The sequence below is a fragment of the Thermophilibacter provencensis genome (genome assembly GCF_900128445.1).
In the GTDB taxonomy this organism is placed as follows: Bacteria; Actinomycetota; Coriobacteriia; order Coriobacteriales; family Atopobiaceae; genus Thermophilibacter; species Thermophilibacter provencensis.
Window position 1 is genome coordinate 1951391 of record NZ_LT671417.1, and the last position, 25246, is coordinate 1976636.

General features: G+C 68.7%; 26 protein-coding genes. 8 read left to right on the forward strand and 18 right to left on the reverse strand.

Annotation, left to right across the window (positions count from 1 at the left end; all coding sequences use genetic code 11):
• Window positions 1-39: 39 nt before the first annotated feature.
• The 11 genes from BQ7391_RS08750 to rnd form a co-directional block, all read right to left on the reverse strand.
• Window positions 40-786 (reverse strand): gamma-glutamyl-gamma-aminobutyrate hydrolase family protein, encoded by a 747-nt coding sequence (locus BQ7391_RS08750; protein ID WP_075280247.1) that lies wholly within the window; start codon window positions 784-786, stop codon window positions 40-42.
• Window position 787: 1 nt separating this feature from the next.
• Window positions 788-1552: an amino acid ABC transporter ATP-binding protein gene (locus BQ7391_RS08755; RefSeq protein ID WP_075280248.1), complete on the reverse strand. Its 765-nt coding sequence runs from the start codon at window positions 1550-1552 to the stop codon at window positions 788-790.
• A 15-nt stretch (window positions 1553-1567) separates the two neighbouring features.
• Window positions 1568-2401, reverse strand: a complete 834-nt coding sequence (locus BQ7391_RS08760) for an amino acid ABC transporter permease (protein ID WP_075280249.1) — start codon at window positions 2399-2401, stop codon at window positions 1568-1570.
• Complete coding sequence (locus BQ7391_RS08765; protein ID WP_075280250.1) at window positions 2398-3057, reverse strand: amino acid ABC transporter permease; 660 nt, start codon at window positions 3055-3057, stop codon at window positions 2398-2400. The genes BQ7391_RS08760 and BQ7391_RS08765 overlap by 4 nt, the downstream gene beginning before the upstream one ends.
• Before the next feature lie 42 nt (window positions 3058-3099).
• On the reverse strand, window positions 3100-4071 hold the full coding sequence (locus BQ7391_RS08770) for a glutamate ABC transporter substrate-binding protein (RefSeq protein ID WP_075280251.1): 972 nt from the start codon (window positions 4069-4071) through the stop codon (window positions 3100-3102).
• 385 nt (window positions 4072-4456) lie between these two features.
• Window positions 4457-5626, reverse strand: a complete 1170-nt coding sequence (locus tag BQ7391_RS08775) for an acetate/propionate family kinase (RefSeq protein WP_075280252.1) — start codon at window positions 5624-5626, stop codon at window positions 4457-4459.
• 99 nt (window positions 5627-5725) lie between these two features.
• The gene (locus BQ7391_RS08780; protein WP_075280253.1) at window positions 5726-6070 is read right to left on the reverse strand and encodes a histidine triad nucleotide-binding protein; all 345 of its coding nucleotides are present in this window, start codon (window positions 6068-6070) and stop codon (window positions 5726-5728) included.
• A gap of 25 nt (window positions 6071-6095) precedes the next feature.
• The gene (xseB, locus tag BQ7391_RS08785) at window positions 6096-6368 is read right to left on the reverse strand and encodes an exodeoxyribonuclease VII small subunit (RefSeq protein ID WP_075280254.1); all 273 of its coding nucleotides are present in this window, start codon (window positions 6366-6368) and stop codon (window positions 6096-6098) included.
• 30 nt (window positions 6369-6398) lie between these two features.
• Window positions 6399-7745, reverse strand: coding sequence for an exodeoxyribonuclease VII large subunit (gene xseA / locus BQ7391_RS08790; RefSeq protein ID WP_075280255.1), 1347 nt, complete (start codon window positions 7743-7745; stop codon window positions 6399-6401).
• Window positions 7745-8446 (reverse strand): zinc metallopeptidase, encoded by a 702-nt coding sequence (locus BQ7391_RS08795; RefSeq protein ID WP_075280256.1) that lies wholly within the window; start codon window positions 8444-8446, stop codon window positions 7745-7747. Before BQ7391_RS08795 ends, xseA begins: the two co-directional genes overlap by 1 nt.
• Window positions 8447-8532: 86 nt before the next feature.
• Window positions 8533-9663 (reverse strand): ribonuclease D, encoded by a 1131-nt coding sequence (gene rnd, locus BQ7391_RS08800; RefSeq protein WP_075280257.1) that lies wholly within the window; start codon window positions 9661-9663, stop codon window positions 8533-8535.
• A 117-nt stretch (window positions 9664-9780) separates the two neighbouring features.
• Between rnd and BQ7391_RS08805 the strand changes: the two genes are divergently transcribed.
• The gene (locus tag BQ7391_RS08805; RefSeq protein WP_075280258.1) at window positions 9781-10755 is read left to right on the forward strand and encodes a diacylglycerol/lipid kinase family protein; all 975 of its coding nucleotides are present in this window, start codon (window positions 9781-9783) and stop codon (window positions 10753-10755) included.
• Between the two features lie 19 nt (window positions 10756-10774).
• Here BQ7391_RS08805 and BQ7391_RS08810 read toward each other — a convergent pair whose 3' ends face one another.
• From BQ7391_RS08810 to BQ7391_RS08820, 3 genes are read right to left on the reverse strand one after another with little or no spacing between them, the layout of a single operon-like run.
• The gene (locus tag BQ7391_RS08810; protein WP_200799598.1) at window positions 10775-11092 is read right to left on the reverse strand and encodes an AzlD domain-containing protein; all 318 of its coding nucleotides are present in this window, start codon (window positions 11090-11092) and stop codon (window positions 10775-10777) included.
• Window positions 11089-11784, reverse strand: a complete 696-nt coding sequence (locus BQ7391_RS08815) for an AzlC family ABC transporter permease (protein ID WP_075280259.1) — start codon at window positions 11782-11784, stop codon at window positions 11089-11091. The genes BQ7391_RS08810 and BQ7391_RS08815 overlap by 4 nt, the downstream gene beginning before the upstream one ends.
• Before the next feature lie 11 nt (window positions 11785-11795).
• Complete coding sequence (locus BQ7391_RS08820; RefSeq protein WP_075280260.1) at window positions 11796-12857, reverse strand: Gfo/Idh/MocA family protein; 1062 nt, start codon at window positions 12855-12857, stop codon at window positions 11796-11798.
• A gap of 135 nt (window positions 12858-12992) precedes the next feature.
• Here BQ7391_RS08820 and BQ7391_RS08825 point away from each other — a divergent pair, with 135 nt between their 5' ends.
• From BQ7391_RS08825 to BQ7391_RS08845, 5 genes are all read left to right on the forward strand, one after another.
• Window positions 12993-13709 carry an acyl-[acyl-carrier-protein] thioesterase gene (locus BQ7391_RS08825; RefSeq protein WP_075280261.1) on the forward strand — a complete coding sequence of 239 codons (717 nt, stop codon included), beginning with the start codon at window positions 12993-12995 and terminating at the stop codon, window positions 13707-13709.
• 8 nt (window positions 13710-13717) lie between these two features.
• Entirely contained in the window at window positions 13718-14149 is a 432-nt protein-coding gene (locus tag BQ7391_RS08830) for a (deoxy)nucleoside triphosphate pyrophosphohydrolase (protein ID WP_075280262.1), read from the forward strand.
• 60 nt (window positions 14150-14209) lie between these two features.
• Window positions 14210-14524: a hypothetical protein gene (locus BQ7391_RS08835; protein ID WP_129583947.1), complete on the forward strand. Its 315-nt coding sequence runs from the start codon at window positions 14210-14212 to the stop codon at window positions 14522-14524.
• Between the two features lie 52 nt (window positions 14525-14576).
• On the forward strand, window positions 14577-15428 hold the full coding sequence (thyA, locus tag BQ7391_RS08840) for a thymidylate synthase (protein WP_075280264.1): 852 nt from the start codon (window positions 14577-14579) through the stop codon (window positions 15426-15428).
• Between the two features lie 238 nt (window positions 15429-15666).
• Window positions 15667-16164 carry a dihydrofolate reductase gene (locus BQ7391_RS08845; RefSeq protein ID WP_200799599.1) on the forward strand — a complete coding sequence of 166 codons (498 nt, stop codon included), beginning with the start codon at window positions 15667-15669 and terminating at the stop codon, window positions 16162-16164.
• A gap of 122 nt (window positions 16165-16286) precedes the next feature.
• Here the strand turns inward: BQ7391_RS08845 and BQ7391_RS08850 are convergent, their stop codons facing one another.
• The 4 genes from BQ7391_RS08850 to BQ7391_RS08865 form a co-directional block, all read right to left on the reverse strand.
• Window positions 16287-16949 carry a hypothetical protein gene (locus tag BQ7391_RS08850; protein ID WP_075280265.1) on the reverse strand — a complete coding sequence of 221 codons (663 nt, stop codon included), beginning with the start codon at window positions 16947-16949 and terminating at the stop codon, window positions 16287-16289.
• Between the two features lie 174 nt (window positions 16950-17123).
• Complete coding sequence (locus BQ7391_RS08855; RefSeq protein WP_075280266.1) at window positions 17124-17897, reverse strand: aminoglycoside phosphotransferase family protein; 774 nt, start codon at window positions 17895-17897, stop codon at window positions 17124-17126.
• A 39-nt stretch (window positions 17898-17936) separates the two neighbouring features.
• On the reverse strand, window positions 17937-20558 hold the full coding sequence (adhE, locus tag BQ7391_RS08860) for a bifunctional acetaldehyde-CoA/alcohol dehydrogenase (RefSeq protein ID WP_075280267.1): 2622 nt from the start codon (window positions 20556-20558) through the stop codon (window positions 17937-17939).
• A gap of 179 nt (window positions 20559-20737) precedes the next feature.
• Window positions 20738-22603: a PTS mannitol transporter subunit IICBA gene (locus BQ7391_RS08865; RefSeq protein WP_075280268.1), complete on the reverse strand. Its 1866-nt coding sequence runs from the start codon at window positions 22601-22603 to the stop codon at window positions 20738-20740.
• A gap of 286 nt (window positions 22604-22889) precedes the next feature.
• On the opposite strand from BQ7391_RS08865, the gene pfkB reads away from it, so the two are divergent.
• On the forward strand, window positions 22890-23819 hold the full coding sequence (gene pfkB / locus BQ7391_RS08870) for a 1-phosphofructokinase (RefSeq protein ID WP_075280269.1): 930 nt from the start codon (window positions 22890-22892) through the stop codon (window positions 23817-23819).
• Window positions 23820-23878: 59 nt separating this feature from the next.
• Complete coding sequence (locus tag BQ7391_RS08875) at window positions 23879-25144, forward strand: zinc-binding dehydrogenase (RefSeq protein ID WP_075280270.1); 1266 nt, start codon at window positions 23879-23881, stop codon at window positions 25142-25144.
• The last annotated feature ends 102 nt before the right edge of the window (window positions 25145-25246 follow it).

Sequence of the window (25246 nt, forward strand, 5' to 3'; positions counted from 1 at the left end):
AATCACCTGCCGCGTCGCCTAAAAGGGGCCTGTCCCCTTTTAGGCGACGCGGCAGGCCTCCACGAACGAGCGCCAGAGCGAGAAGTCCGTCGACAGGGACCGCCAGGTGTACTCGGGATGCCACTGCACGCCCACGCAGAAGCGCCTGCCCGGGACCTCGATTCCCTCGGGGACGCCGTCGGTCGCGCGCGCCACGAGCCTGACGCCCTCGCCCAGCCGCTCGACGCAGCAGTGGTGGGCGGAGTTGACCTGCGCGTGCGTGACGCCGCCGAGGGCGCGCGACAGCAGCGAGCCCTCCTCAACGTCGACGGGGTGGCAGACGCCGTTCAGGATACCGGCATGGCGCCACTGGGCCATGCCGTCGGGCGCCCCGAGGCTCGGCACGTCCATGCAGAGCGTCCCGCCGAGCGCGACGTTCAGGAGCTGCGTGCCCCGGCAGGTCGTGAGCAGCGGCAGGTCCGCCGCGAGGGCGCGCCGGACGAGCGGGAACTCGAACGCGTCACGCTGCTCGCAGAGCAGGGCCGGGTCGTAGTCCATGTCGCTCCCCCACCGCCGCGGGCTGACGTCGGGGCCGCCGGGCACGGCGACGCCGTCGGCGATCTCGAGATACGAGTCGATGACCGCCTCGTCGTCCGTGAGCGACATGACGAGCGGGAGGCCCCCGGCGGCGAGGATGGCGTCGACGAAGCAGTCGGCGATGGCCTCCTGGGGGGCGATGCGCTCCGACCCCGCGACGGACTCGGGGACCCACCGGGGCGCCACGAGCACGACCGGTCTTCTCGCCATGCTAGTGCCCCCTGATCGAGTCGAGGAAGTCGCGGGCGCGCTGGGTCGTGGGATGGTCGAAGAACTCGTCGGGCGAGCCCTCCTCGACGATCTGGCCGTCCGCCATGAAGACCACGCGGTCGGCGACGCGACGGGCGAAGCTCATCTCGTGCGTCACCACGACCATCGTCATGCCGCCGCGCGCGAGCTCGACCATGACGTCGAGGACCTCGTTGATCATCTCGGGGTCGAGCGCGCTCGTGGGCTCGTCGAACATCATCGCCTTGGGGCGCATCGCGAGCGAGCGCGCGATGGCCGCGCGCTGCTGCTGGCCGCCCGAGAGCTGCGCGGGGACCTTGTGGGCTTGCTCGCCGACGCCCACGCGCTCGAGGAGCTCCATCGCGTGCTTCTCGGCCTCCTCCTTGCCCTGCCCCAGGACCTCGCGCGGGCCGAGCGTCACGTTGTCGAGGATCGTCATGTGGGCGAAGAGGTTGAACTGCTGGAAGACCATGCCGAGCTCCGCGCGCATGCGCGCGAGCTCGCGCCCCTCCTGCGGGAGCGGCTCGCCCTCGATGAGGATCTCGCCGGAGTCGATCGTCTCGAGCCGGTTGATGGTGCGGCACAGGGTCGACTTGCCGGAGCCGGAGGGCCCGATCACGACGAGCACCTCGCCCCGGGCCACGGTCAGGCTCACGTCGCGCAGGACATGGAGGTCGCCGTAGTGCTTGTCCACATGGCGAAGCTCTATCACCGGCACGTTCTTCTCGGCAGCGCTGTCTTGGCTCATGATGCTTGTCCGTTCCTAGCGAATGATCTTGACGCCCGTGCGGCGGGCAACGTACACGGATGCCTTGTTGATGGCGAAGTTGATGAGGACGTAGATGACGGCGACGACCAGGTACATGGAGAGCAGCGCGTCGTAGTTGGTGATGAGCACGCGCGCGTTCTGCATGAGGTCGGGGTAGCTCACCACGTAGGCCACCGTCGTGTCCTTGACCACGACGACGAGCTGGGCGATGAGCGAGGGAATGACATAGCGGACCGCCTGGGGAAGCACGATTCTCCGCATGGTCTTGGCCGGGCTGAGCCCGATCGAGAGGGCGGCCTCGACCTGGCCCTTGGAAACGGCGTTCACGCCCGCGCGAAAGACCTCGGCGAGCACGCCCGAGGCGGCGAGCGCCACCGGGAGCGTGAGCATCCAGAAGGAGGGCATCTGAATGCCGTACTGCGGGACCACGAGGAAGAAGAAGTAGATCAGAAGCAGGCTCGGCACGCCGCGGAAGAAGTCCGTGACCACGCGGCAGAGGGCCGCGAGCGGGGCGATGCCGCTGGTGCGTCCGAGCATGAGCGCGAGGCCCAGCACGAGCGCGATTGCGCCCGCCGTGAGCGCGACCTCGACGGTGCCCACGAAGCCCTGAAGCAGGAAGCGCCACGTTGGCCACTCGAGCAGGAACGACCAGTAGCGCGGCGCGAGCTGCCCCGTCACGTAGAACTGGCGGACCACGAGCGCGGCGAGCAGGGCGAGAAGGACGGCGGAGACCGCGGTGCCGATCGCGATGCGGCGCCTGGCGCGCGGGCCGGGCGCCTCGTAGAGCGCGGCGCGCACGCTCGGAGCGGTCTTGGTGCGCGTGCTCATCGGAGTATCCTCACCCTCTTGTCGATGCGGTTGCCCACGAACGAGATCGCGAACGCCGTGAGCACGTAGCCGAGCGCCGAGATCAGGAAGGCGAGGATGCCGCCCGTCGCGCGCGTGTTGACGTAGGAGACCACGCCGGTGAGCTCCTGGGGGGAGAGCGGCACCTGGGAGCCGAGCGCGGTCGTGAGCATGACGGCAATGAGGAGGTTCGTCATGGGCAGCACCGTGGTCCGCAGCGCCTGCGGGATCACGATGTGACGCAGGATCTGCATGAACGTGAGCCCGACGGAGCGCGCGGCCTCGATCTGGCCGACGCCGATCGTGTTGATGCCGCTCATGAAGTTCTCCGAGCCGAAGGCCGACCCGAGCAGCACCACGGTCACGATGACGCAGGTCCGCCAGTCGAGGACCACGCGCAGCTGAGGCAGGGCGTAGGCGATGAGGATGAGCAGCGCCACGCCGGGGATATTGCGGAACACCTGGACGTAGAGCTCGCCGAGCCCGCGCAGCGGCGCGACGGGGCTCACCCGCGCGACCGTCACGAGCACGGCGAGCGCCATGACGAAGACGAACGAGACCGCCGTCATCGACCACGTCGCGAGCAGCCCGTCCAGATAGTTCTGGCCGTATGTCCCAAGAAGCTCAGCGAGTCCCATCACACCTCCCCGAAGACACGAAGGGACGCTCCCCTCGCAACGCTACGCACCGATGGCGGGCGGCTCCGGGGCCGACTCAATCCCGGCGCGGTCGCCGATGCAGATCTGCCAGAGCTGCTCCCACACCCCGTCATCCTCGACCTGCCTGAGCCAGGCGTTTACGAACTCGACGCCGTCGGAGTCGAGCGGAAGGCCGATTCCGTACGGGTCGACGGGGCCGAAGGGGTCGCCGGCGAGACGGTAGCGGCCGGGGTTGCGCGTCATCGAGCCCATCTGCATCGCCGTGTCGATCACGTAGGCGTCGACGCGACCCTGGGAGAGCGCCGTGCGGGCCTCCTCGTCGGTCTTGAACTCCTGGACGTTGGCCTCGGGCGCGTACTCCTCCAGGATGCTCGGGCCCGTGGAGCCGGACTGGGCCGCGACGTTCTTGCCCGCGAGGTCCTCGACGGAGTTGATGTCGTCGTTGTCCGCCATCACGAGGATGGACTGCTGGGTGCTGTAGTAGGGGCCTGCGAAGGAGATGATCTCCTTGCGGGCGTCGGTGATGGAGTAGGTGGCAAAGACGACGTCGACCTGGTCGTTCTGGAGGACCGACTCGCGGGTGTCGGAGGTGACCTGGGTGATCTCCTGCTTGGACTCGTCACCGAGGATGTAGCGCGTGAGCAGCTGGGACAGGCCGGCGTCGAAGCCGCGCGTCTTGCCGTCCTGCTCGTTCAGGGACGAGAAGAGCAGCGACGTCTGGACGCCGCCGACGCGCAGGGTGCCGGCGTCGCGGACCTTCGTCGCCCACTCGGAGGCGGCGATGTCCTCGTCGGTGGCGACGGCGCCCTCAGCGAGCAGCGCGTCGTACGCCTCGGCGTCGAGCTTCGCCTCCTCCGCCTGCTCGTCGGCGGAGCCGCCGGACGGGGCGGGGGCCTCCCCCGAGTCGCAGGCAGCGAGACCAAGGGTGGCAAGCGCCGCGGCGCCGAGGCCGAGTGCCTGGCGGCGGCTCATCATCAGGTGATTGAGGGCCATGGTGTATTCCTTTCGGGACGTAGGCCGTTCATAATTTCAAATTGTACCCTTCGGACTAGGATTTCAGACACCACGCCACGCCCTGAAATGCAACGCTAACCTGTTTCCGCGACGGGCGTGCGCTGGGGCATGCTCGGCAGCCACGAGACCGCCAGCGGGAGACAAGCCCGCAGCGCCTGAGCATGCCGTGGAGCACGGTCCCGCCGAGCATGCCGTGACGCACGGAATTGGGCCTGTCGCTTCCGCTTTCGTGCGCAGGGGCATGCTCGGCGGTCATCCCAACGCCGCCAGGCTCCGCCGCCTAAGCCCCGCCGCCCAGACAGAAGAAGGGCCCGACCAAGCGGCCGGGCCCTTCGTGACGCGTTCTGGGGCACGCCGTGCGCGACTAGCCCAGCAGCTCCTCGACGTCGAGGGCGATCATGTACTCCTCGTTGGTGGGAACCACCATGACGGTGATAGCGGAGTCGGGCGTGGAGATCACGCGAGGCTCGTCGGAGCGAATCGCGTTCTTCTCGTCGTCGATCTTGACGCCCATCCAGGCGAGGCGGTTCGCCACGCCGGCGCGCATCTCGGGCGCGTTCTCGCCGATGCCGGCGGTGAAGGCCATGGTGTCGACGCCCTCCATGGAGGCAGCCATCTCGGCGAAGAGCTGGGCGGTGCGGTAGTAGAACATGTCGAGCGCCATCTGGCAGTTCGCGTCGCCCTTGGCCGCGCCGTCCTCGATGTCGCGGGAGTCGGAGGAGACGCCGGAGACGGCAAGGAGGCCGGACTGCTTGTTCATCATGGTGTCGATCTCGTCGATCGAGTAACCGCCGACGCGGTTGAGGTAGAAGACCGTTGCGGGGTCGACGGTGCCGGTGCGGGTGCCCATGATGAGGCCGTCGAGCGGGGTGAGGCCCATGGTGGTGTCCATGCACTGGCCGTCCTCGATGGCGCAGAGGGACGCTCCGGAGCCGAGGTGGCAGCTCACGAGCTTGTGGGTCTTGTCGCCCATGAGCTCGTGGACGGTGCGCCAGATGAAGCGGTGGCTCGTGCCGTGGGCGCCGTACTTGCGCACGTGGTACTTGTCCACCACGTCACGCGGCAGGGCGTAGCGCCAGGCGCGCTCGGGCATGTGATAGTGGAACGCGGTGTCCGGGACGATGACGTTGCCGAGCTCGGGGAACATGTCACGGCAGATCTCGATGACGTCGGCCTCCGCGTAGTTGTGAAGCGGGGCGAGCGGGGCGACCTCGCGGACCTGGGCGAGCGTCTCGTCAGTCACGACGGCGGACTCGGGGAAGTACCACCCTCCCTGGACCACGCGATGGCCGATGCCGCCGATGGGCTTGTCCACGGTCTTGAGGATGTCGAAGACGTACTTGATGGCCGTCTTGTGGTCGGGAAGCGCGACCTCGAGCTTCTGCTTCTCGCCGCCCATCTCCTCGTGGCCGACGAACGAGCCGTCGATGCCGATGCGCTCGCAGTTGCCCTTCGCGTATACCTCGCGCGTGTCGACGTCAAGAAGCTGGTACTTGAGCGACGAGCTGCCGGCGTTGATGACAAGGACGTTCATGACTCTCCTCTCGCGGGGACTCCCCCACCCTCTTGCTGACGAGTAACACCCCCATGATACGCCCCTGCGGCGACGCGCAGGGCGCTCCGCGGAACAAAATCACGCGGGAATCAGGCCCTCGCCGAGGGGCTTGCCGCCGAGGACGTGCATGTGAAGGTGCATCACGGTCTGGCCGGCCGCGGATCCCGTGTTCATGATGCAGCGGAAGCCCGACTCGGCGATGCCGGTCCTCTCGGCGACCGCCTTGACGGCCCGCTCCATCGAGGCGAGCGTCTCCGCGGGGACGTCGTCGACGAAGTTCTCGTGATGCGCCTTGGGGACAACGAGCACGTGGACGGGGGCCTGCGGGTTGAGGTCCCTGAACGCGACGACGCGCTCGTCCTCGTAGAGGAACTCGCTCGGGATCTCCCCGTTGGCAATCTTGCAGAAGATGCAGTCGGACATGGTGCCTCCCATCGGTTCGCGTGAGCTACTCGTTAATATACGCCGTGCTCGGAGCCGACGAGGTGTCGGTCACCGGGGCGTTCTCGTCGGTGGCGTCGAGAAGGACGCGCACCTTCTGCTCCGCGCCTGAGAGCCGCTCGCGCAGGCTCCTCAGGAGCTCCACGCCGCGGCCGTAGCGCTCGAGCGACTCCTCGAGCTCGAGGTCGCCGGACTCGAGCGCGCGCACGATCTGCTCGAGCTCGACGGAGGCCTCCTTGAACGTCATCTCGTCGATGGGGCGATAGGTTGCATCAGCCATGATCTCACACCTTTCCGGGAGGATAGCCAGCTAGTCGTTTACTGCGGTGACCGTCGCATCGAAGGAGCCCGTGCCGAGAAGAACGCGCACGTCGTCGCCGCACGAGAGCGCGGCGGCGTCCTTCACCACGTGCCCCGCGCCGTCGCGCGCGATGGCGTAGCCGCGGGCGAGGACGGAGAGCGGCGAGAGCGCGTCGAGCGAGGCGGCGAGCCGCGCGAGCGTCGACTCCGCAGGGCGGAGCAGGCGCGGGGCGAGCTCGAGAAGGCGCGCCGCGGCGCGCTCGGTCGCCTCGCGGTCGCGCGCGAGGGCGCGCGGGATGGCGTCGTGGAGCCGCTGCTCGGTCTGCATGAGGTCCGCCTCCCGGTCGCGCACCGGGGAGAGCGGGTCGGTGAGGCAGCGCCGAGCGCCCAGCGCCTCCACCGCCATGCGCCGGCGGGAGAGCCCGGCGTCCATCGAGCCCGACATGAGGCGCGCGAGCGCGTCCACGCGCTGCGCGCGGAACTCGAGCGCGGCCGACATCGCCCGGCCGAGGCGCACCTGGCGCTGGAGCATCTGGCGCTCGACCTCGTCGATGGCCGGGGCGACGGACTCGGCGGCGGCCGTCGGCGTCGAGGCGCGACGGTCGGCCACCATGTCGGCGATCGTGGTGTCCGGCTCGTGCCCGATGCCCGTCACCACGGGGACCGGGCATGCCGCGACGGCACGCGCGACCGACTCGTCGTTGAAGCACATGAGGTCCTCGAACGAGCCGCCCCCGCGCACGAGCAGGATGGCGTCGGGGCGGGCGGAGGCAGCCGTCGCGAGCGCGCGGACGATGGTCGCCGGCGCCTCGGAGCCCTGGACCGAGCACCCCACGACGTCGATCTCCACGAGGGGGTTGCGTCGCGCGAGCGTACGCTTGACGTCCTCGATGACGCTCCCCGAGAGGGACGTGACCACGCAGACGCGCGAGCAGAACACCGGGACATGGCGCTTGCGCTCCTGGGCCATGAGCCCCTCGCGCTCGAGGCGACGCGCGAGCTCGGCCACCTGCTGGCGGAGCAGCCCCTCGCCCGCCGCCTCGACCCTGCTCGCGACGAAGGAGAGCTTGCCGGAGGCCTTGTAGACGTCGAACTTGCCCGTGAGCTGGACGGTAAGCCCGTCGCGCAGCTGAAAGCCCATCTTTGCCGCGGTGCCGCGCCACACGATGACGCTCATGGCGGCGCCGTCGTCCTTCACCTCGAAGTAGCAGTGCCCCGAGCGGGCGTTGGGGCCCCGAAAGCCCGAGACCTCCCCCGAGACGACGAGGGTCGGCCAGGCGGAGACGGCGCCCTTGGCCAGGGCGACGGCGTCAGACACCGAGATGGGCGCCGAGGAGGCGCGCGCCTCGTCCGACATCACTCCTCCCCCCTTCCGCCGTAGCGGCCGAGAAGGTAGAGCAGCTGCATGATGGAGGTGAGCGCCGCGGCCACGTACGTGAGCGCGGCGGCCGTGAGGACCTTGCGCGCGCCCTCCTCGTCGAGCCCGCCGCCGTTCTGCGAGAGATAGGCGACCGCGCGACGCGAGGCGTCGATCTCCACGGGCAGCGTGACGAGCTGGAACACGACGGAGACGGCGAAGAGCAAGATGGCGAGCTGCACGAGGTTGAGGGCGTTGAGCATCACCCCGAGCACGAGGACGATGACCCATCCCTGCTGGGCGATGTTGACCGCCGGAACGAGGGCGGAGCGCAGGCGATAGAGCCCGAAGCCCTGGGCGGCCTGGATGGCGTGGCCCGCCTCGTGGCACGCCACGGCGACCGAGGCCACCGAGGCGCCGCGGTAGTTGTCGTCGGAGAGGTGCAGCCGGTTGTCGCGCGGGTCGTAGTGGTCGGTCAGCGAGCCCGCGACGCGCGTGATCCCCACCTCGCCGGCGCCGCCGTCGGCGAGCATGCGGCGCGCGACGTCCGCCCCCGTCCCAAGGATGTTGGCGGGCACCTTCGACCACTTGGCATAGGTGCTCCTGATGTAGGCCTGCGCGATGCCGCCGATGACGAGCGCGACGAGCGCGACGAGGTAGTAGCCCAAATCGATGCCGTAGAAGCCATAGTACAGGGGCATGTGCGGTCTCCAATCGCTCGACTGAGGACCATTCTACCCGGCCGGGCGGACATTAATGCCTCGCGGGGGCGCCCTTCTCGCCCGCGCTAGAGCAGCTCGATGCGCCCCTCCTTGACGGTGAGGCCGACCTCCCCCGCGAGCAGGCGGTCGAGCGTGCGCCCCGCGAGCTCCCCGCGCCAGGAGCGCGAGAGGCGCGAGCGCTCGCGGTCCGAGACGAAGTCGAGAAGGTCGTCACGGGTGGCGATGAGCTGCGTGGCGACGCCGCTGCGCTCGGAGACGAGCCGCAGGACGGCGTACATGAGGTCGATGACGCTCTCCGTCTCGGCGGACGGGCGGGCGTGGCGCGTGACCTTGGGGCACTCGTCCGCCGGGCACGCGAGCCCCCTCCCGACGGCCGCGACGAGCCTCGCCCCCTCGCGCTCGCCGAGCTGGTCGGTCCCCCGGATGCGCCTCAGGCGATCGAGCGAGGTCGGCGTGCGCTTGCAGACCTCGACGGCCACCTCGTCGGAGATGACCCACTTGCGGGGGACGTCCCGCCGCGCGGCCACCTCCTCGCGCCACGCGCACACCTCGCGGGCGACGGCGAGCTGCCGGCGCGTCAGCGAGCCCGAGCGGCGAAGGCGCAGGAAGGCCTCGCGCGGGTCCCGCCGGACGCGGGCCGGGTCCGCGAGCTCGGCCATCTCCGGCTCGACCCACGAGAGGCGGTCGAGCTCGATGAGGCGCGACATCATCGTCTCGTAGATTCCCGGGAGATAGCGCACGTCGTCCTCGGCGTACGCGAGCTGCTCGGGGTCGAGCGGGCGGCGCGACCAGTCAGTGAGCGACTCGGCCTTGGGCAGGTGAACGCCGCAGTAGGCGTCCACGAGCGAGCCGTAGCTCACCTGCTGCCGCATGCCAAGGAACGCGGCGGCGACCTGCGTGTCGAAGATGGGGGCGCACGCGCAGCCAAGGCCGTCGAGAAGGACCTCGATGTCCTGGCTGCAGGCGTGGAAGACCTTGGTGACCGACGGGTCCTCCAGGAGCGCCTTCAGCGGCGCAAGGTCGTCGATGAGGATGGGGTCGACGGCGGCTATCTCGTCGCCCGCGGCGACCTGGACGAGGCAGAGCCTGGGGTAGTAGGTCTTCTCGCGCAGGAACTCGGTGTCAACGGCAAGGACCTTGGATGATGAGGCGCGCTCGCAGAAGCCAGCAAGCTCGGAAGGGGTCGATACGTACACGGCGCTCGATTCTGTGTCATGCGAGGTTTGGGTACCATAGGAAGTGCCGGTCGCCCCCCGCGGGCGGCGGCGCGTTCCATGATACCCAATAGCCCCCGCGTCCCGGGGAGGAGACCGATGCGCACCCTCATCATCCACAACCCGAAGTCCGGCTTCGGGTCGGACGCCGTCTTCCAGTTCGAGCGAGCGCTCGTGCGGGCGGGCGACGAATGCGTCCTCAGGGTCCTCGAGGAGGACTTCGAGGCGAGCGTGACCTGCCGCGACGCCGAGCGCTTCGACGTGGTCGTCGCCTCGGGCGGCGACGGCACCGTCGCGGCCCTCCTCCACGCCCTCGCCGGGACGGACGTCCCGGTCTGCGTCTTCCCCTCGGGGACCGCCAACCTGCTCGCCGCCAACATCGGCAACGCCCCCGAGCCCTCGGCGCTCGCCCGTGCATGCCGCAAGGGGAAGACGGCCGCCGTCGACCTCGGGGAGATCTCCTGGGAGGGCGAGCGCGGCGCGCGCGGGACGCGCGGCTTCGCCCTCATGTCGGGAACGGGCTTCGACGCGCAGCTCATGCAGGCCGCCCTCCCCAACAAGGCGATCATGGGGCAGGCGGCCTACTTCGCGGCCGCGCTCTCCAACCCCCGCCCGACGGTCGAGCGCTTCCGCATCACCGTGGACGGCGAAGTGCACGAGCGCGAGGGGATCACCTGCCTCGTTGCCAACAACGCCATGATCCAGGGGGACATCGAGCTCATCCCCGACTGCCGGATGGACGACGGCCTGCTCGACGTGATCGTGGCGGAGACCTCCGACGCCGCCCAGCTCCTGAAGCCCCTCGCCTTCGGCCTCATGGACCGCACCGGGAAGGTGATGGGCCGCCCGCACCTCGAGAGCTTCCGCGGGAAGGAGATTCGCGTCGAGGTCGACCGACCCGTCGCGCTCGAGGTCGACGGCGACGTGATTCCGGGCCTCGTGACCTCCTACGACGCGCGCGTGCTCCCCGGCACGGCGCGCATCGTCGTCGACGCGATGGGCCCCTACGCGAGCGGGGACGACGGCCCGAGCCGCTTCGGCGGCTCCGACGTCATCGCCTACCCCGACGCGTAGCGCCGTCGAGGGGCCGCCCCTAGCCCAGGCCGAGCGCGGCGAGCGGCGCGTAGGCGACCATGCCGGTGACCGCACACCAGATGAGCGAGCCCGTTCTTCTCGCCACGAGCGCGACGACGGCCGCCGCGAGAAGCGGCGCCGCCCGAAGCGGGGCGGTCGGGTCGAAGAGGTCGTTTGCCACGAGCGCCGCGAACGCGGCGGGCGGGATGAGCGCGAGCGCCTCCGCGGCGCGCGGCGCGAGCGGCCGCCCCTTCAGCGCGAGGAGCGGGAGGCAGCGGCAGGCGAGCATCACGACGAGCACGCACCCGTAGAAGACGAGAAAGTCCGAGCCGCTCACCGCGCGTCCCTCCCCCGCGCGAAGGCGTCGGCGACGAGCCCGGCCGCGACGCCCGCAATCGCCCCGAAGAAGACGGAGAGCGACCCCGCCCCGAGCAGCTTGAGCGCCACGACGGCCGCCGCCGCGACGAGGGCCGCGGCGGCCGTGCGCGCGACCCAGCGCTGACCCGCGAGCAGGCAGACGAAGATGGACGTCATGGCGAACGACATGACGGCGGTGGGGATGGCGAGCGCCGGCCCCACGGCGGCGCCGAGCGCGTTCGCGGCGGCCCAGGACAGCATGCTCATCAGGTTGACGAGCGTCGCCCGAGCCGGCGTCCACGCGTCGTCGGATACGAAGCGGTCGAGGTTGACGCCGAAGCTCTCGTCGGTCACGGTGGCGGCGAAGAGCGCGGCGAGGGGCCGCGGGGCGGACGAGACGTGCGGGGCGAGCGCGGCGGCATAGAGGGTCTGCCGGGCGCTCAGCAGCGAGACGCTCGCCACCATCGCGGCGACGGGGGTCCCCGCCAGAGCGAGCGACGACATCATGAACTGCCCGGCACCCGAGTAGAAGGTCGCAGAGACCACGAAGGCCCAGAGGGGCGAGACGCCGACCTCAGCCTCCATGACGCCGCAGGGGATGCCGATGGTGAGGTAGCCCAGCATGACGGGGAGCGCCACGCTCGCGGCGGCGCGCAGGTCGGAGCGGTCCATCCGTGACGCCCTCAGCGGAGGTCCGCCGGGAAGCGCACGCCGGCCTGACGGCGGACCTCGTCCATCACGGCGAGCGACTCGAGCGTCACGCGCTCGAAGCGCTCCCGCGCCGCGAGCGCCGCCGCGTCGCCGCGAGCCGCGGCCACGAAGTCGGCGAGCTCGCAGACCATGTCGTTCTCGGGCACCTCGACCTCGACGGGGGCCATCTCGGCCTGCTCGACGCGGAAGACCTGGCCCGAGGCGGCGCACTCGTGGAGCCACAGGCGCTCGGGCCCGGAGGTGGGCTCCCAGACGAGCGTGCCGCGCTCGCCCTCGACCTGGGAGGGCAGCATGCCGTCGCTCGCCTTCCCGTACGAGAGGCTCACGACCTTGTCCGCGTACCCGAGGATGACCTCCCCCGCGAGGTCGATCGTCGAGCAGGGGTCCCCCTCGGGGCAGCCTGGGACCGGGGCCGTGACGGAGAGCGCGCGCACCTCGTCGGGCCGCCCGAAGAGCGCGATCGCGGGCTCGACGCAGTAGACGCCGATGTCCATGAGGGCACCCGCCGAGAGCGCGGGGTCGAAGATGTTGACGCGCTCGCCGGCGAGCAGGCGCGGCATGCGCGAGGAGACCTTCGAGAAGCGCAGGGACGCGAGCCGCACGGGGCCGAGCCCCTCGGAGACGATGCGCTCGATGACGCCGAAGCTGGGGGTGTGGAGGTTGCGCGTCGCCTCGAGCGCCACCACGCCGGCGGCGCGGGCGGCGTCGAAGACCTCGCGGGCCTCGCGCTCGTTCGACGCGAGCGACTTCTCGACGAGCACGTGCTTGCCCCCGGCGATGAGCCTGAGCGCCTGTCCCGCGTGCAGCGCGTTGGGGCTCGCGACATAGACGGCGTCGACCTCGGCGCTTTCCGCGAGCGCGTCGAGGTCGTCGAAGAAGAGCCGCGCGCCGCGCGGCCCGCCGAAGGAGCGCGCCCGCTCGAGGTCGCGCGAGTAGGAGCCGACGAGCGCGGCGCCGTCATACGCGGCGAGCGCGTCGCAGAAGCGCGCGCATATGCCGCTCGTCCCTATCGTCGCAATGCGGAGGTCACCCACGTCGCTCCCCTTCCGTCGCGCGTCCCGCGGTACGCAGTCGATTGTACACTCCGACCACGCGCCCGGGTTTCTCGCGCCCCGCGCCCCCGAGGACTGCTAAGGTCTTGTCTCGGACACAAGACAAGGAGGGCAAGGATGTACTCGTTCGAGGGTCGCGTCCGCTACAGCGAGTGCGACGACACGGGGCGCCTCTCGCTCGTCTCGCTCATGAACTACTTCCAGGACTGCTCGACCTTCCAGTCCGAGAGCCTGGGGCTCGGGATCACGCGCCTCGCCGAGGAGCACCTCGCGTGGGTACTCGCCCTCTGGAGGATCGAGATCGACGAGCTCCCGCCCTTCGGCGCCCCGGTCGAGGTCTCGACATGGTGCTACGAGATGACGCGCGCCCACGCCAGGAGAAACTTCGAGCTGCGCTCCCCGGACGGCCGCTCGTTCGCGCGGGCCGACTCGCAGTGGCTCGTGTTCGACGTCGATCGCGGGCGAGCGACGCACGTCCCCGCCGACCAGCTCGTCTACGTCTCGCCCGAGCCCCCGCTCGAGATGGGGCCGCTCGACCGGCATCTCCGCGCCGAGGGCAAGGGCACGCCCTGCGCGCCGATCGTCGTGGGCGCGCGCAGCATCGACACCAACCATCACGTCAACAACGCCCAGTACGTGCTCTTTGCCGAGGACGCCCTCGTCGGGCTCGGCAGGCGCGTCCGCCCGAGGGCGCTCTCGGTGCTCTATCGCGCGCAGGCGCACCTCGGGGACGTCGTCACCCCCGTCGCCCACGAGCGCGCCGACGGCTGGGACGTTGACCTCACCGACGAGGCGGGCGCGAGCTACGCGCTCGTCAGGTTCCAGGAACGCTAGGAGGACCGATGGACGACAAGAACGTTGTGCGCGTCGCGGCAGGCATCATCCACCGAGACGGCCGAATTCTCGCCGCGCACCGCGCGGACGGGACGCTGCCCGGGGGCTGGGAGCTTCCCGGCGGCAAGATCGAGCAGGGCGAGAGCGCGGTCGAGGCGCTCAAGCGCGAGGTCGAGGAGGAGCTCGGGTGCTCGGTGCGCGCGGCGTGGCCCTACGACACCGTGGAGTACGACTACCCGGACTTCCACCTCTCGATGGACTGCCTCGTCTGCACGCTCGAGGAGGGATCGGAGCCGGTCGTTGCCGACGCGTCCCACGACGAGCTGCGCTGGCTCGCGCGCGGCGAGCTGCTCGACGTTGAGTGGCTCCCCGCCGACGTGGCGCTCGCGGGCTCGCTCACGTACTACTGGGACGAGGCCCTCTCGGACCAGATGCTCTGACGCCAGGCCGAGGTTGCCCGCGGGGCTGCTATGATGGGGCGATACGACGAGAGGAGCGCCGTGAACGAACACACCGACGAGACGGGGCTCGTGCCCGAGTCGCCCGTCATCGAGAGCGCGAGCGGGACCACGGACCCCCGCAACTCCGAGTCCGGGCCGACCGCCTACGTCGTGTTCGGCGTGGTCGTCGGCCTGCTCGTCCTTCTCGCCATGAGCATCTCGAGCTGCACCGCGGCGCTGGGCTCCATCGCGAGCAGCTCGTACCTGTGGGAGGACGAGGGGTACGACGACGCCTGGGACGAGGGCTTCGGGACCGAGTGGCCCTGGGCCGAGGAGGACTACGGCATGACCCTCGAGAGCCCCTACGACGCCTAGCGGACGTGGCCAGCAGGACTCAGACCCGCGAGACGGGACGGAAGGGAGCGCCATGAGCAAGGCAGACGAGATCTTCGTCTCCATGTGCTCGGACATCATCGAGCACGGCACCACCACCACCGAGGGCCAGAGGGTCCGTCCGCGCTGGGAGGACGGCTCGCCTGCCTACACGATCAAGCGGTTCGGCGTGTGCAACCGCTACGACCTGCGCGAGGAGTTCCCCGCGCTCACCCTGCGGCGCACGGCGCTCAAGTCCGCGATGGACGAGGTGCTCTGGATCTACCAGCGCAAGTCCAACAACATCCACGACCTCAAGCCCCACATCTGGGACGAGTGGGCGGACGAGACCGGCTCGATCGGCAAGGCGTACGGGTACCAGGTGGGCGTGAAGTCCCACTACCCCGACGGCGACTTCGACCAGATGGACCGCGTCCTCAAGGACCTGCGCGAGAACCCCTACTCGCGCCGCATCATGACGAACCTCTACACCTTCGCCGACCTCTCCGAGATGAACCTCTACCCCTGCGCCTACAACGCGATCTACAACGTGACGCAGGAGCCGGGCGAAGAGCGGCCCACGCTGAACATGGTGCTCGTCCAGCGCAGCCAGGACGTGCTCGCGGCCAACAACTGGAACGTCTGCCAGTACGCGATCCTGCTCATGATGGTGGCCCAGGTCTCGAACATGAATGCGGGCGAGCTCGTCCACATGATCGCCGATGCCCACATCTACGACCGCCACGTGGACGTCGTGCGCGAGCTCATCTCTCGGCCAACGTACCCCGCCCCCACCGTGCGCCTCAACCCTGACGTCACGGACTTCTACGACTTCACGACCGACGACCTGATCGTCGAGAACTACGAGCACGGCCCGCAGGTAAAGAACATCCCGATCGCGGTCTGACCGTCCGGCGGGAGGGGAGAAGGACAATGCCCCGGCGCTCAGACAGCTTGCCGCAGAGGGCGCGGCAAGAACTCGCGGCGGGACAATGTCCTTCTCCCCTCCCGCCTGCGTTTCTCCGAGCTGATGGCCCGGCATGTCGTCCCGCGCGCAGTTCTGCAGCCGGACGTCCTACGCCCGGCGAAGCTGTCTGAGCACGGGGCGACATGCCGGGCCAACCCCTCACAGAAAGGTTTGAAAGATGAGCTGCAAGCTGAGTGCGATCGTGGCGGTATGCGACGACTGGGGCATTGGGCTCGATGGTGGGATGGTCGTGGAGAACCGCGAGGACATGAGGCACTTCGTGGCCTGCACGACGGGACACCCCGTCATCATGGGCCGGCGCACGCTCGAGAGCTTCCCCGGGGGGCGTCCGCTCAAGAACCGACGCAACGTGGTGCTCACGCGCGACGCGTCCTTCTCGACTGCGGGCGTTGAGGTCGTGCACTCAGTCGATGAGGCACTTGATGCCGTCGCCGACGAGGGCGAGGCGTGGGTCATCGGCGGCGGGCAGGTGTACGGGCTGCTCCTCCCCCATTGCTCTGAGGCCGTCGTGACGCGAAATCACTGCGTCCGGCCCAGCGACACGTTCTTCCCCGACCTCGACGCGCGCCCCGACTGGGAGCTCGCCGAGGTGCGCGACGGAGGCGTCACGCCCGACGGCGTCCCGTTCGACTTCGCGACCTACCGCAGGCTCTGATTGTCGGTGTTTTTTGCCCGACCTGCTCCGTAGCGCTCGTTTCGGGGGTTAAGGAGCCCCAGCTAGAGAGCGGGGCGCTTATGCGGCTACTCGCCCGCCTCTTCAAAAATCACCGACAATCGTCAGGACTGCTGCGCTACGAGCCCGGAGAGGACGTCCGAGCCGCCGTAGAGGGCGGAGAAGAACGCGGCGTCGCCAGCGACCTGCGGGATCCAGGCCCCCTCGTTGTCTCTCACGCAGCTCACCTGTACCGTGGTCGTGACGGGGCTCTCGTTGGCGTCGAGGTGCGCGTAGACGCTGTCGACGAGGTGCGAGAAGAGCGCCGCGCGGCCGCCCTGCGCATAGGCCGCCTCGGCGTCGGCGGTCTGCGAGAAGGCGGAAAAGTCTGACCCCGCCGACGAGACGGCAGACGAGAGACTCGCGTTGGTGAGCGTGACGCCGACCGTCGCCGTCCCCGCCGCGGAATCCGCCTGGGCCTCCCCTACCTCATACGTCAGGTTCTTGAGGCAGTGGCGACGCCACTCATCCGCATCGACGCCAAAGCGACCGAGGGCCTCCATCGTGGCGGCGTCACCGTAGTCGGCAGCCGGCCAGGCGGCGTCCTCGGGCTCCTCGCCCTCCTCGTTCGGGACCGGCACGACGTAGGACGCCATGAGCTCGGCGACCGCGTCCTGCGCCCGCTCCGCGTCCGACCTGAAGGCGCCGAGCGACGCGGCGACGCAGACCCCGGCCACCACAAGAGCGACGAGGGCGATGCCGGCCAGGACGAGTCGCTTGTTCCGCATGGGGCTCCTTCCGCGTAACTATCCGCATATCAGCTTAGCCCATGCCAGCGGGGCGCGTCGAGGCGGACGGCCGATTTGTGACGGCAACCGAAAAACCCAGACGTCATCCCCAGCCACAGAGAAGGGCCCGCCAGCCGGAGCTGACGGGCCCGAAGCGGTGCGTGTGACGAGCCGCTAGTCGATGTCGAGCGCGGCGTCGACCTGGCTGCGGAGGAACTCCTCGGCGTCCTTGCGGCCGCGGGAGAGCTCGGCGGCGGCCATGACGGGCACCCAGTAGTGCACCTTCTGCTTGGCGACGTCGGCCTTCTTGGAGAACACGTCGAGGTACTTCTCGGCGTGACCGGCGTGATACATCTTGAAGAGGATGTAGGTCATCGCCGCGTCGGCCTCGGGCAGGCCGCGGGTGACGTGGGTCCAGTCGCAGGCGTAGAGCGTGCCGTCCTCGGTCACGATGACGTTGGAGGGGTTGAAGTCGCAGTGGCAGATGGCACGGCCGGAGCCCATGCGGTCGGCACGCATCTGGAGGTCGTAGCGCACGGACGGGTCGAGCTCCTTGACCTTGCCCACCATGCCGGCGATCTTGGTCTTCTGGTCCTTGAGGAGCTCGGGTGCGGGCGTGTTCTGGATCTCGATCTGGAAGTCCACGAACTGCTCGAGGAGCCTGTCGTACTCGTCGGTGCCCTCGGCCGCGTCCATGAGGGAGCGCATGGTCACGCCCTCCACGTACTCGGTGGCCAGGGCCCAGGAGCCGTCGGCGACCTGGGAGACCTCGAGGATCTTGGGCACGCGCACGCCGGCCTCGATGACGCGGGCGATGTTCAGCGCCTCGTTGAAGATGTCGGAGGCCGGCTTCTCGGCCTTGAACACCTTGATGATGCGGTCGCCGTCAAGGTAGACGGCCTTGTTGTGGCGCTCGACGATGACCTGCTTGCTGTCAGAAAGTTCCATTGCTGCCTCCTTCAGGGCAACGAGAAGAACCGGCTGGGACTAGTCCTCGTAGGAGCTGGGCTCGCGACCGTAGAAGGCGTCGAGGTAGAGCTCCTTGATCTCGGACACGAGCGGGTAGCGCGGGTTGGCGCCGGTGCACTGGTCGTTGAAGGCGTTCTCGGACATCTCGTCGAGCGTGGCGAGGAAGTCCTCCTCGGTCACGCCGAAGCCGGCGATGGTCGTCGGGACGCCGACGTGGGCCTTGAGCTCCTCGATGCGGGCGATGAAGTTCTCGAAGACCTCCTTGTCGTCCTTGCCCTGGATGCCGCAGAAGCGACCGGCCTCGGCGTAGCGCGCGAGGGTCTTGGGGTGGTCGTACTGCGGGAAGGTGCCCATCTTCACCGGGCGCTCGGCGGCGTTGTAGCGCATGACGCGGGTGAGGATGACGGCGTTGGCCAGGCCGTGGGCGATGTGGTGGTAGGCGCCGAGCTTGTGGGCCATGGAGTGGTTCACGCCGAGGAAGGCGTTGGCGAAGGCCATGCCGGCGAGGCAGGACGCGTTGGCCATGTGGTCGCGGGCCTCGACGTCGGTGCCGTCGTCATAGGCGCGCTCGAGGTAGTTGAGCACGAGCTTCATGGCGCGCAGGGCGAGGCCGTCGGTGTAGTCGGACGCCATGATGGAGACGTAGGCCTCGAGGGCGTGCGTGAGGACGTCGACGCCGGAGGCGGCGGTCAGGCCCTTGGGCTGGGTCATCATGTTGTCGGTGTCGACGATGGCCATGTTGGGCAGGAGCTGGTAGTCGGCGATCGGCCACTTGGTGCCGGTGTTGGCGTCGGTGATGATCGAGAACGGCGTCACCTCGGAGCCGGTGCCGGAGGAGGTGGGGATGGCCACGAAGAAGGCCTTCTCGCCCATCTCGGGGAAGGTGTAGATGCGCTTGCGGATGTCCATGAAGTCCATGGCCATGTCCTCGAACTTGGCCTCGGGGTGCTCGTACATCATCCACATGATCTTGCCGGCGTCCATCGCGGAGCCGCCGCCGATGGCGATGATGCAGTCGGGCTCGAAGGCCTTGACCTGCTCGAGGCCGCGCTCGCAGTCCTGGAGCTTCGGGTCAGGGGAGATGGACCAGAAGCTGGAGTAGACGATGCCCTGCTCGTCCAGGGACTCCTCGATCTTCTTGGTGAAGCCGCTCTTGTAGAGGAAGGAGTCGGTGACGATGAAGGCGCGCTTCTTGCCGTAGACCTCGGAGAGCTCGCGCAGGGCCACGGGCATGCAGCCCTTCTTGAAGAAGACCTTCTCGGGGACACGGAACCACAGCATGTTCTCACGCCTCTCTGCGACGGACTTGATGTTGAGCAGGTGCTGGGGGCCGACGTTGCCGGAGACGGAGTTGCCGCCCCAGGAGCCGCAGCCGAGCGTCAGAGACGGGGCCATCTTGAAGTTGTAGATGTCGCCGATGCCGCCCTGGGCAGCCGGGGTGTTGATGAGGATGCGGCAGGTCTTCATGCGCTTGGCGTGCTCTGCCATCTTCTCGGTCTCGCGCGTGTCGATGAACAGCGAGCTCGTGTGGCCGTAGCCGCCGTCGGCGATGAGGCGCTCGGCCTTGGAGAGGGCGTCCTCCCAGTCGGAGGCGCGGTACATGCCGAGGATGGTGGTCAGCTTCTCGTGGGCCCACGGCTCGGAGGGCTCGACGGACTCGACCTCGCCGATGAGGACCTTGGTGCTCTCGGGCACGGTCACGCCGGCGGCCGCGGCGATCTTGGGGGCGGGCTGGCCGACCATCTTGGCGTTGACGCCGCCGTTGACGATGACGGTGTTGCCGACCTTGGCGATCTCGTCGCCCTGGAGGAAGTAGCAGCCGCGCTTCTGGAACTCGGCCTTCACGGCGTCGTAGATGCCGTCGAGGACGATCACGTTCTGCTCGGTGGCGCAGATCATGCCGTTGTCGAAGGTCTTGGAGTGGATGATCGAGTTCACGGAGAGCTCGACGTCGGCGGTGTCGTCGATGATGGCGGGGTTGTTGCCGGGGCCGACGCCGAGGGCGGGCTTGCCGGAGGAGTAGGCGGCGTTGACCATGCCCGGGCCACCGGTGGCGAGGATGATGTCGGCGGAGCGCATGAGCTCGCTCGTCATGTCGAGGGACGGCACGTCGATCCAGTCGATGATGCCCTTGGGGCAGCCGGCGGCCTCGGCGGCGTCGCGCACGATGCGGGCGGCCTCGGCGGTGCACGCCTTGGCGCGCGGGTGCGGCGAGATGAGGATGGCGTTGCGCGTCTTCAGGCAGATGAGCGTCTTGAAGATGGCCGTGGAGGTGGGGTTGGTCGTCGGGATGACGGCCGCCACGAGGCCGATGGGCTCGGCGATCTGCTTGTAGCCGAAGGCCTTGTCGTCGGAGATGACGTCGCAGGTCTTCATGTCCTTGTACTTGTTGTAGATGTACTCGGAGGCGTAGTGGTTCTTGATGACCTTGTCCTCCATGATGCCGTAGCCGGTCTCCTCGACCGCCATCTTGGCCAGCGGGATGCGGGCCTTGTTTGCCGCCATGGCGGCGGCGTAGAAGATCTTGTCCACCTGCTCCTGGGTGAACTTCGCGAACTCGGCCTGCGCGGCACGCATCTCCTTGATGCGGGCTTGCAGCGCCTCGACGCTGTCAATCGTGGTCGTAACGTTGTCTGCCATGCGTTCCTCCTATTCCATCGGACCGCGCGGGCTTCCAGTAACCCGCGCGGTCGTACAGAAGACAAGATACCGCTGCTAGAGATCTAGGCCACTCAGAATATCCTGAAGAGTATATCACGGGCGCGACGAGACCTTACGTCACACGCCGGCCCCGCCGCGCCCCCCCTCCCTCGCTGCCGCTACCTGCGCCCGGAGAGGACGTCCACGACCCAGTCGACGTCGTCGGTGGTCTTCATCCTCTCGAGCACGGACTCGTCCTCGAGGATGCGGCAGATGTTGGCGAGCACCTCGAGGTGCTCCTCGCCCTTGCCGGCGATGCCAAAGACGAGGTAGGCCTTCTCCCCGTCGAAGTCGACGCCGTCGGGGTACTGCTGCAGCACCACGCCGGTCTTCTCGACGGCCTCCTTGGCGTCGTTGGTGCCGTGCGGGATGGCGATCCCCATGCCGATGTACACGCTCGTGAGGCGGTCGCGCTCAACCATGGCGTCGACGTAGGGCTCGCTCACGCAGCCGCGCTGGACGAGCAGGGCGCCGGAGTCCCGTATGCACTGCTCGCGTCCCACCGAGGGGACGCCGAGACGCACGTCGGCGCGCTCGATGGCAAGGCTCGGGCGCTCCTCCTCGGCGGGCGCGGGCGCCGGCGCCGGGGTCGTCTCGATGAGCTCGGCGGCGTGGCTGAGCTGCGTGAGCGAGGCGTAGAGCGCGTCGAGCGCGGGGTCGTCGAGGAAGTTGTCGATCGTCACGATCTGGGCCTGCGGCGCGCTCTTGCGGGCGCGCTCGGAGAGGACGCGCTGGCAGACGACGATGCTGGCGTCAGCGGGCACGGTGTCGACGCTCGAGTGCTCGACCGTGAGGTCGGGGCGCTCGGCCTTGACGCGGTTGCGGAAGCGCGTCGCGCCCATGGCGGAGGAGCCCATGCCGGCGTCGCAGGCGAAGACGATCTTGCCTCCCTGCGTGTCGGAGATGACGGCGGCCTCCGCGGAGCCCTTCATGTCGCGCATCTGCTGGCTCGCCTGGTCGAGGTCGGCGGTCGCCATGGTGCGGACGAGCGGCGTCGCGATGGCGAAGGAGACGCCGGCCGCGATGGCCACGCCGATGATGTTGGTGAGCATGAGGTCCGAGGGGGTCATCGAGAGGAACGCGATGATCGACCCCGGGGACGCCGCGGAGGTGAGGCCCGCGCCGGTGAAGCTGAACCACGCGATGGCGCACATGTTGCCCACGATGGGGGCGATGATGACCTTGGGGTTCATGAGCACGTACGGGAAGTAGATCTCGTGGATGCCGCCGAAGAAGTGGATGATCACCGCGCCCGGGGCGGACTGGCGGGTCTTTGCGTCCTTGCAGAAGAGGCAGTACGCGAGTAGGACTCCCAGGCCGGGGCCGGGGTTGGCCTCGAGCATGTACATGATCGAACGGCCGGTCTCCTCGGCCTGCGCGATGCCGATGGGCGTGAAGATGCCGTGGTTGATCGCGTTGTTGAGGAAGAGCACCTTGGCGGGCTCGATGAAGATCGCGAGCAGAGGCATGAGCCCGTACTGCATGAGGATCTGCACGCCGCCCATGAGGACCGCCAGAATCGCGGTCATGATGGGGCCGATGGCGATGTAGCCGAGCATGGACAGGAACATGCCGATGAGGCCGACGGAGAAGTTGTCGATCAGCATCTCGAAGCCCGCCGGCGTCTTGTCCTCCATGAACCGGTCGAACATCTTGATGACCCATCCGGCGAACGGGCCCATGACCATGGCGCCCATGAGCATGGTGGTGTCGGGGGCGCCGGCGATGCAGCCGATGACCGCGATGGCGCCCGTGATGCGGCCGCGGTCACCGCCGGTGAGGTAGCCGCCCTGGGCCGCGATGAGCACGGGGATCAGATAGCTGAGCATGGGGCTGGCGATGCTTGCGAACCCCTCGTTGGGCAGCCAGCCGGTCTCGATGAACAGTGCCGTCAGAAAGCCCCAGGCGATGAACGCACCGATGTTGGGCATGACCATGCCGCTGAGGAACTTGCCGAACCGAGAGAGACCCTCGCGTACTGACATCGGTCCCTCCTTCCTTGAGGCCCGTCGCAACGGGCCGACGCGTTGAACAGGGTGGGCTTGCGCCCATGACTTTTGTTTCAACGATTCAGATTCTAGACTTTCATTTCAATAATGTACTGAGATTCACCTTAGTACCGCCTAATGGTAGGAAATGAGCGCTAAACGGCTGTTATAACGAAAATACTGCCTTTGTATTGACAACAGCATGAGGATGTCTATGCTGACAATTGACTTTTGTTTCAACAGTATCTGCAGTCGTAGCAACAAAAGAGGAGAGGAGAGCCGCATGATCTACACCGTCACGCTCAACCCCGCGCTCGACAAGACCGCGACGGTCCCGCGATTCGCCCTGGACGCGGTGAACCGCATCACCGACCTGCGCGAGGACCCGGGCGGGAAGGGAATCAACGTCTCGAAGGTCATCGCCAAGCTCGGCGGGAGGAGCCGCGCCCTCGCGCTTCTCGGCGGCTCGGTCGGAGAGAAGATCTCTTCCCTGCTCGCCGCGGGGGGCATCGACGTCTGGGCCTTCGCGGCATCGGGCGAGACCCGCACCAACCTCAAGGTCGTCGACCCCGAGCTCGACACGCACACCGACATCAACGAGCCCGGGCCCGAGGCGACGGTCGCCCAGCTCGACGCGATGCTCGGGGAGCTCACGGGGGCCGTCGAGAGGGGCGACATCGTGGTGCTCTCGGGAAGCCTGCCCAAGGGGGCGCCGGTGGGGACCTACGGCGCCTGGGCGCGGGCATGCTCCGGGGCGGGGGCGAAGGTCTTCCTCGACGCGGACGGCGCGGCCCTCTCCAAGGGCCTCGAGGCTCGCCCCTACCTCGCCAAGCCCAACGACGCCGAGCTCTCCCGAATCTGCGGGCGGGCGCTCGCGGACGAGGGCGAGATAGCCGCCGAGGCCCGCGCGCTCGTCGAGGGCGGCGTGGGGCGCGTCGTCGTCTCCATGGGCGGCGCGGGGGCGCTCATCGCCGACGGCGAGCACGTCCTTCTCGCCCGGTCGCCCAAGGTCCCGGTGGGGTCGACGGTCGGCGCCGGGGACTCCGTGGTCGCGGCGCTCGCCTACGCGGAGGAGCGCGGGATGGGCCTCGAGGACACCGCCCGCCTCGCGATGGCCACGGGCGCGGCCAACGTCATGCAGTCGGGGACCCAGGCGGCCGAGCGCGAGCTCGTCGACTCGCTCCTGGACAAGGTCTCCATCGAGGCGCTCTAGGGCGTCAGAGAACCTGACAGATAACCCTGTCACCAATGTCATGAGAGAAAGGTTGCATCATGAAGGCTAAGGCAGTGCGTCTCCACGCGGCTAACGACCTGCGCATGGACGAGTTCGAGCTCCCCCCGATCAAGGACGACGAGGTCCTCGTCAAGGTCATCTCCGACAGCATCTGCATGTCCACCTACAAGTGCGCCACCCTGGGCGTCAACCACAAGCGCGTCCACGAGGACGTGGCCGAGCACCCCGCGATCATGGGCCACGAGTTCGCCGGCGACATCGTCGAGGTGGGCGCCAAGTGGGCGGACCGCTTCAAGCCCGGCATGAAGTTCACGATCCAGCCCGCCCTCAACTACAAGGGCACCATGTGGAGCCCCGGCTACTCCTACGAGTTCTGCGGCGGCGACGCCACCTACTGCATCCTTCCCGCCGAGGTCATGGAGTGCGACTGCCTGCTCGAGTACACGGGCGAGGCGTACTACCAGGCATCCCTTGCCGAGCCGATGAGCTGCTCCATCGGCGCGTTCCATGCCGCGTACCACACGCAGATGGGCGTCTACACGCACGAGATGGGCATTCGCGAGGGCGGCAAGCTCGCCATCGTGGCCGGCGCGGGCCCCATGGGCCTCGGCGCGCTCACCTACGCCCTGCACTGCGACCGTCGCCCCGCGCTCGTGTGCGTGGCCGACATCAACCAGGACCGCCTGGACCGCGCCGCCGAGCTCTTCCCGCCCGCGGAGGTCAAGGCGGAGACGGGCATCGACCTCGTCTTCATCAACAACGGGGCGTACGACGACCAGGTCGCGGCGCTGCTCGAGGTCTCCGGCGGCACGGGCTTCGACGACGTGCTCTGCTACGCCCCGGTTGCCCCCGTCGTGACGCTCTCCGACGCCATCCTCGGCCGCGACGGCTGCCTCAACTTCTTCGCCGGACCGACCGACAAGAACTTCAAGGCCGAGATGAACTTCTATGAGGTGCACTACGGCTCTCATCACGTGATGGGCACGACGGGCGGCAACACCGACGACATGGTCGAGTCGCTCGAGCTCACCGCGGCGAACCGCGTGGACCCCTCCGTCATGGTGACCCACGTGGGCGGCCTTGACGCCGCCGCCGAGACCACGCTCGGCCTGCCCAAGATCCCGGGCGGCAAGAAGCTCATCTACACGCACATCAGCATGCCCCTGACCGCGCTCGAGGACCTGCGCGCCAAGGCCGACGAGGACGGGCGCTTCGCGGGCCTGGCCGACATCGTCGAGGCCAACCGCGGCCTGTGGTGCCCGGCCGCCGAGCGCTACCTGCTCGAGCACTGGGCCGAGGCGTAGCCCCGCCGCAGCGTCGGGCCTGCCTGACCCTGGTCGCCGGATCGCACGAATGCCCCGCCCCGCCCCTCTCGCCAGCCGGCGTCTCGCGAGAGGGGCGGGGCG

Bases quoted from the DNA above. Each gene is read 5' to 3' on its own strand.
- xseB (WP_075280254.1), bottom strand. From the start codon at position 6,368: ATGGCTGATGCAACCTATCGCCCCATCGACGAGATGACGTTCAAGGAG.
- BQ7391_RS08845 (WP_200799599.1), top strand. From the start codon at position 15,667: ATGAGCTGCAAGCTGAGTGCGATCGTGGCGGTATGCGACGACTGGGGC.
- BQ7391_RS08805 (WP_075280258.1), top strand. From the start codon at position 9,781: ATGCGCACCCTCATCATCCACAACCCGAAGTCCGGCTTCGGGTCGGAC.
- thyA (WP_075280264.1), top strand. From the start codon at position 14,577: ATGAGCAAGGCAGACGAGATCTTCGTCTCCATGTGCTCGGACATCATC.
- BQ7391_RS08750 (WP_075280247.1), bottom strand. From the start codon at position 786: ATGGCGAGAAGACCGGTCGTGCTCGTGGCGCCCCGGTGGGTCCCCGAG.
- BQ7391_RS08830 (WP_075280262.1), top strand. From the start codon at position 13,718: ATGGACGACAAGAACGTTGTGCGCGTCGCGGCAGGCATCATCCACCGA.
- BQ7391_RS08770 (WP_075280251.1), bottom strand. From the start codon at position 4,071: ATGGCCCTCAATCACCTGATGATGAGCCGCCGCCAGGCACTCGGCCTC.
- BQ7391_RS08795 (WP_075280256.1), bottom strand. From the start codon at position 8,446: ATGCCCCTGTACTATGGCTTCTACGGCATCGATTTGGGCTACTACCTC.
- BQ7391_RS08865 (WP_075280268.1), bottom strand. From the start codon at position 22,603: ATGTCAGTACGCGAGGGTCTCTCTCGGTTCGGCAAGTTCCTCAGCGGC.
- BQ7391_RS08780 (WP_075280253.1), bottom strand. From the start codon at position 6,070: ATGTCCGACTGCATCTTCTGCAAGATTGCCAACGGGGAGATCCCGAGC.
- BQ7391_RS08765 (WP_075280250.1), bottom strand. From the start codon at position 3,057: ATGGGACTCGCTGAGCTTCTTGGGACATACGGCCAGAACTATCTGGAC.
- adhE (WP_075280267.1), bottom strand. From the start codon at position 20,558: ATGGCAGACAACGTTACGACCACGATTGACAGCGTCGAGGCGCTGCAA.
- BQ7391_RS08875 (WP_075280270.1), top strand. From the start codon at position 23,879: ATGAAGGCTAAGGCAGTGCGTCTCCACGCGGCTAACGACCTGCGCATG.
- pfkB (WP_075280269.1), top strand. From the start codon at position 22,890: ATGATCTACACCGTCACGCTCAACCCCGCGCTCGACAAGACCGCGACG.
- BQ7391_RS08775 (WP_075280252.1), bottom strand. From the start codon at position 5,626: ATGAACGTCCTTGTCATCAACGCCGGCAGCTCGTCGCTCAAGTACCAG.
- BQ7391_RS08760 (WP_075280249.1), bottom strand. From the start codon at position 2,401: ATGAGCACGCGCACCAAGACCGCTCCGAGCGTGCGCGCCGCGCTCTAC.
- BQ7391_RS08855 (WP_075280266.1), bottom strand. From the start codon at position 17,897: ATGGAACTTTCTGACAGCAAGCAGGTCATCGTCGAGCGCCACAACAAG.
- BQ7391_RS08815 (WP_075280259.1), bottom strand. From the start codon at position 11,784: ATGGACCGCTCCGACCTGCGCGCCGCCGCGAGCGTGGCGCTCCCCGTC.
- BQ7391_RS08850 (WP_075280265.1), bottom strand. From the start codon at position 16,949: ATGCGGAACAAGCGACTCGTCCTGGCCGGCATCGCCCTCGTCGCTCTT.
- BQ7391_RS08825 (WP_075280261.1), top strand. From the start codon at position 12,993: ATGTACTCGTTCGAGGGTCGCGTCCGCTACAGCGAGTGCGACGACACG.
- BQ7391_RS08755 (WP_075280248.1), bottom strand. From the start codon at position 1,552: ATGAGCCAAGACAGCGCTGCCGAGAAGAACGTGCCGGTGATAGAGCTT.
- xseA (WP_075280255.1), bottom strand. From the start codon at position 7,745: ATGTCGGACGAGGCGCGCGCCTCCTCGGCGCCCATCTCGGTGTCTGAC.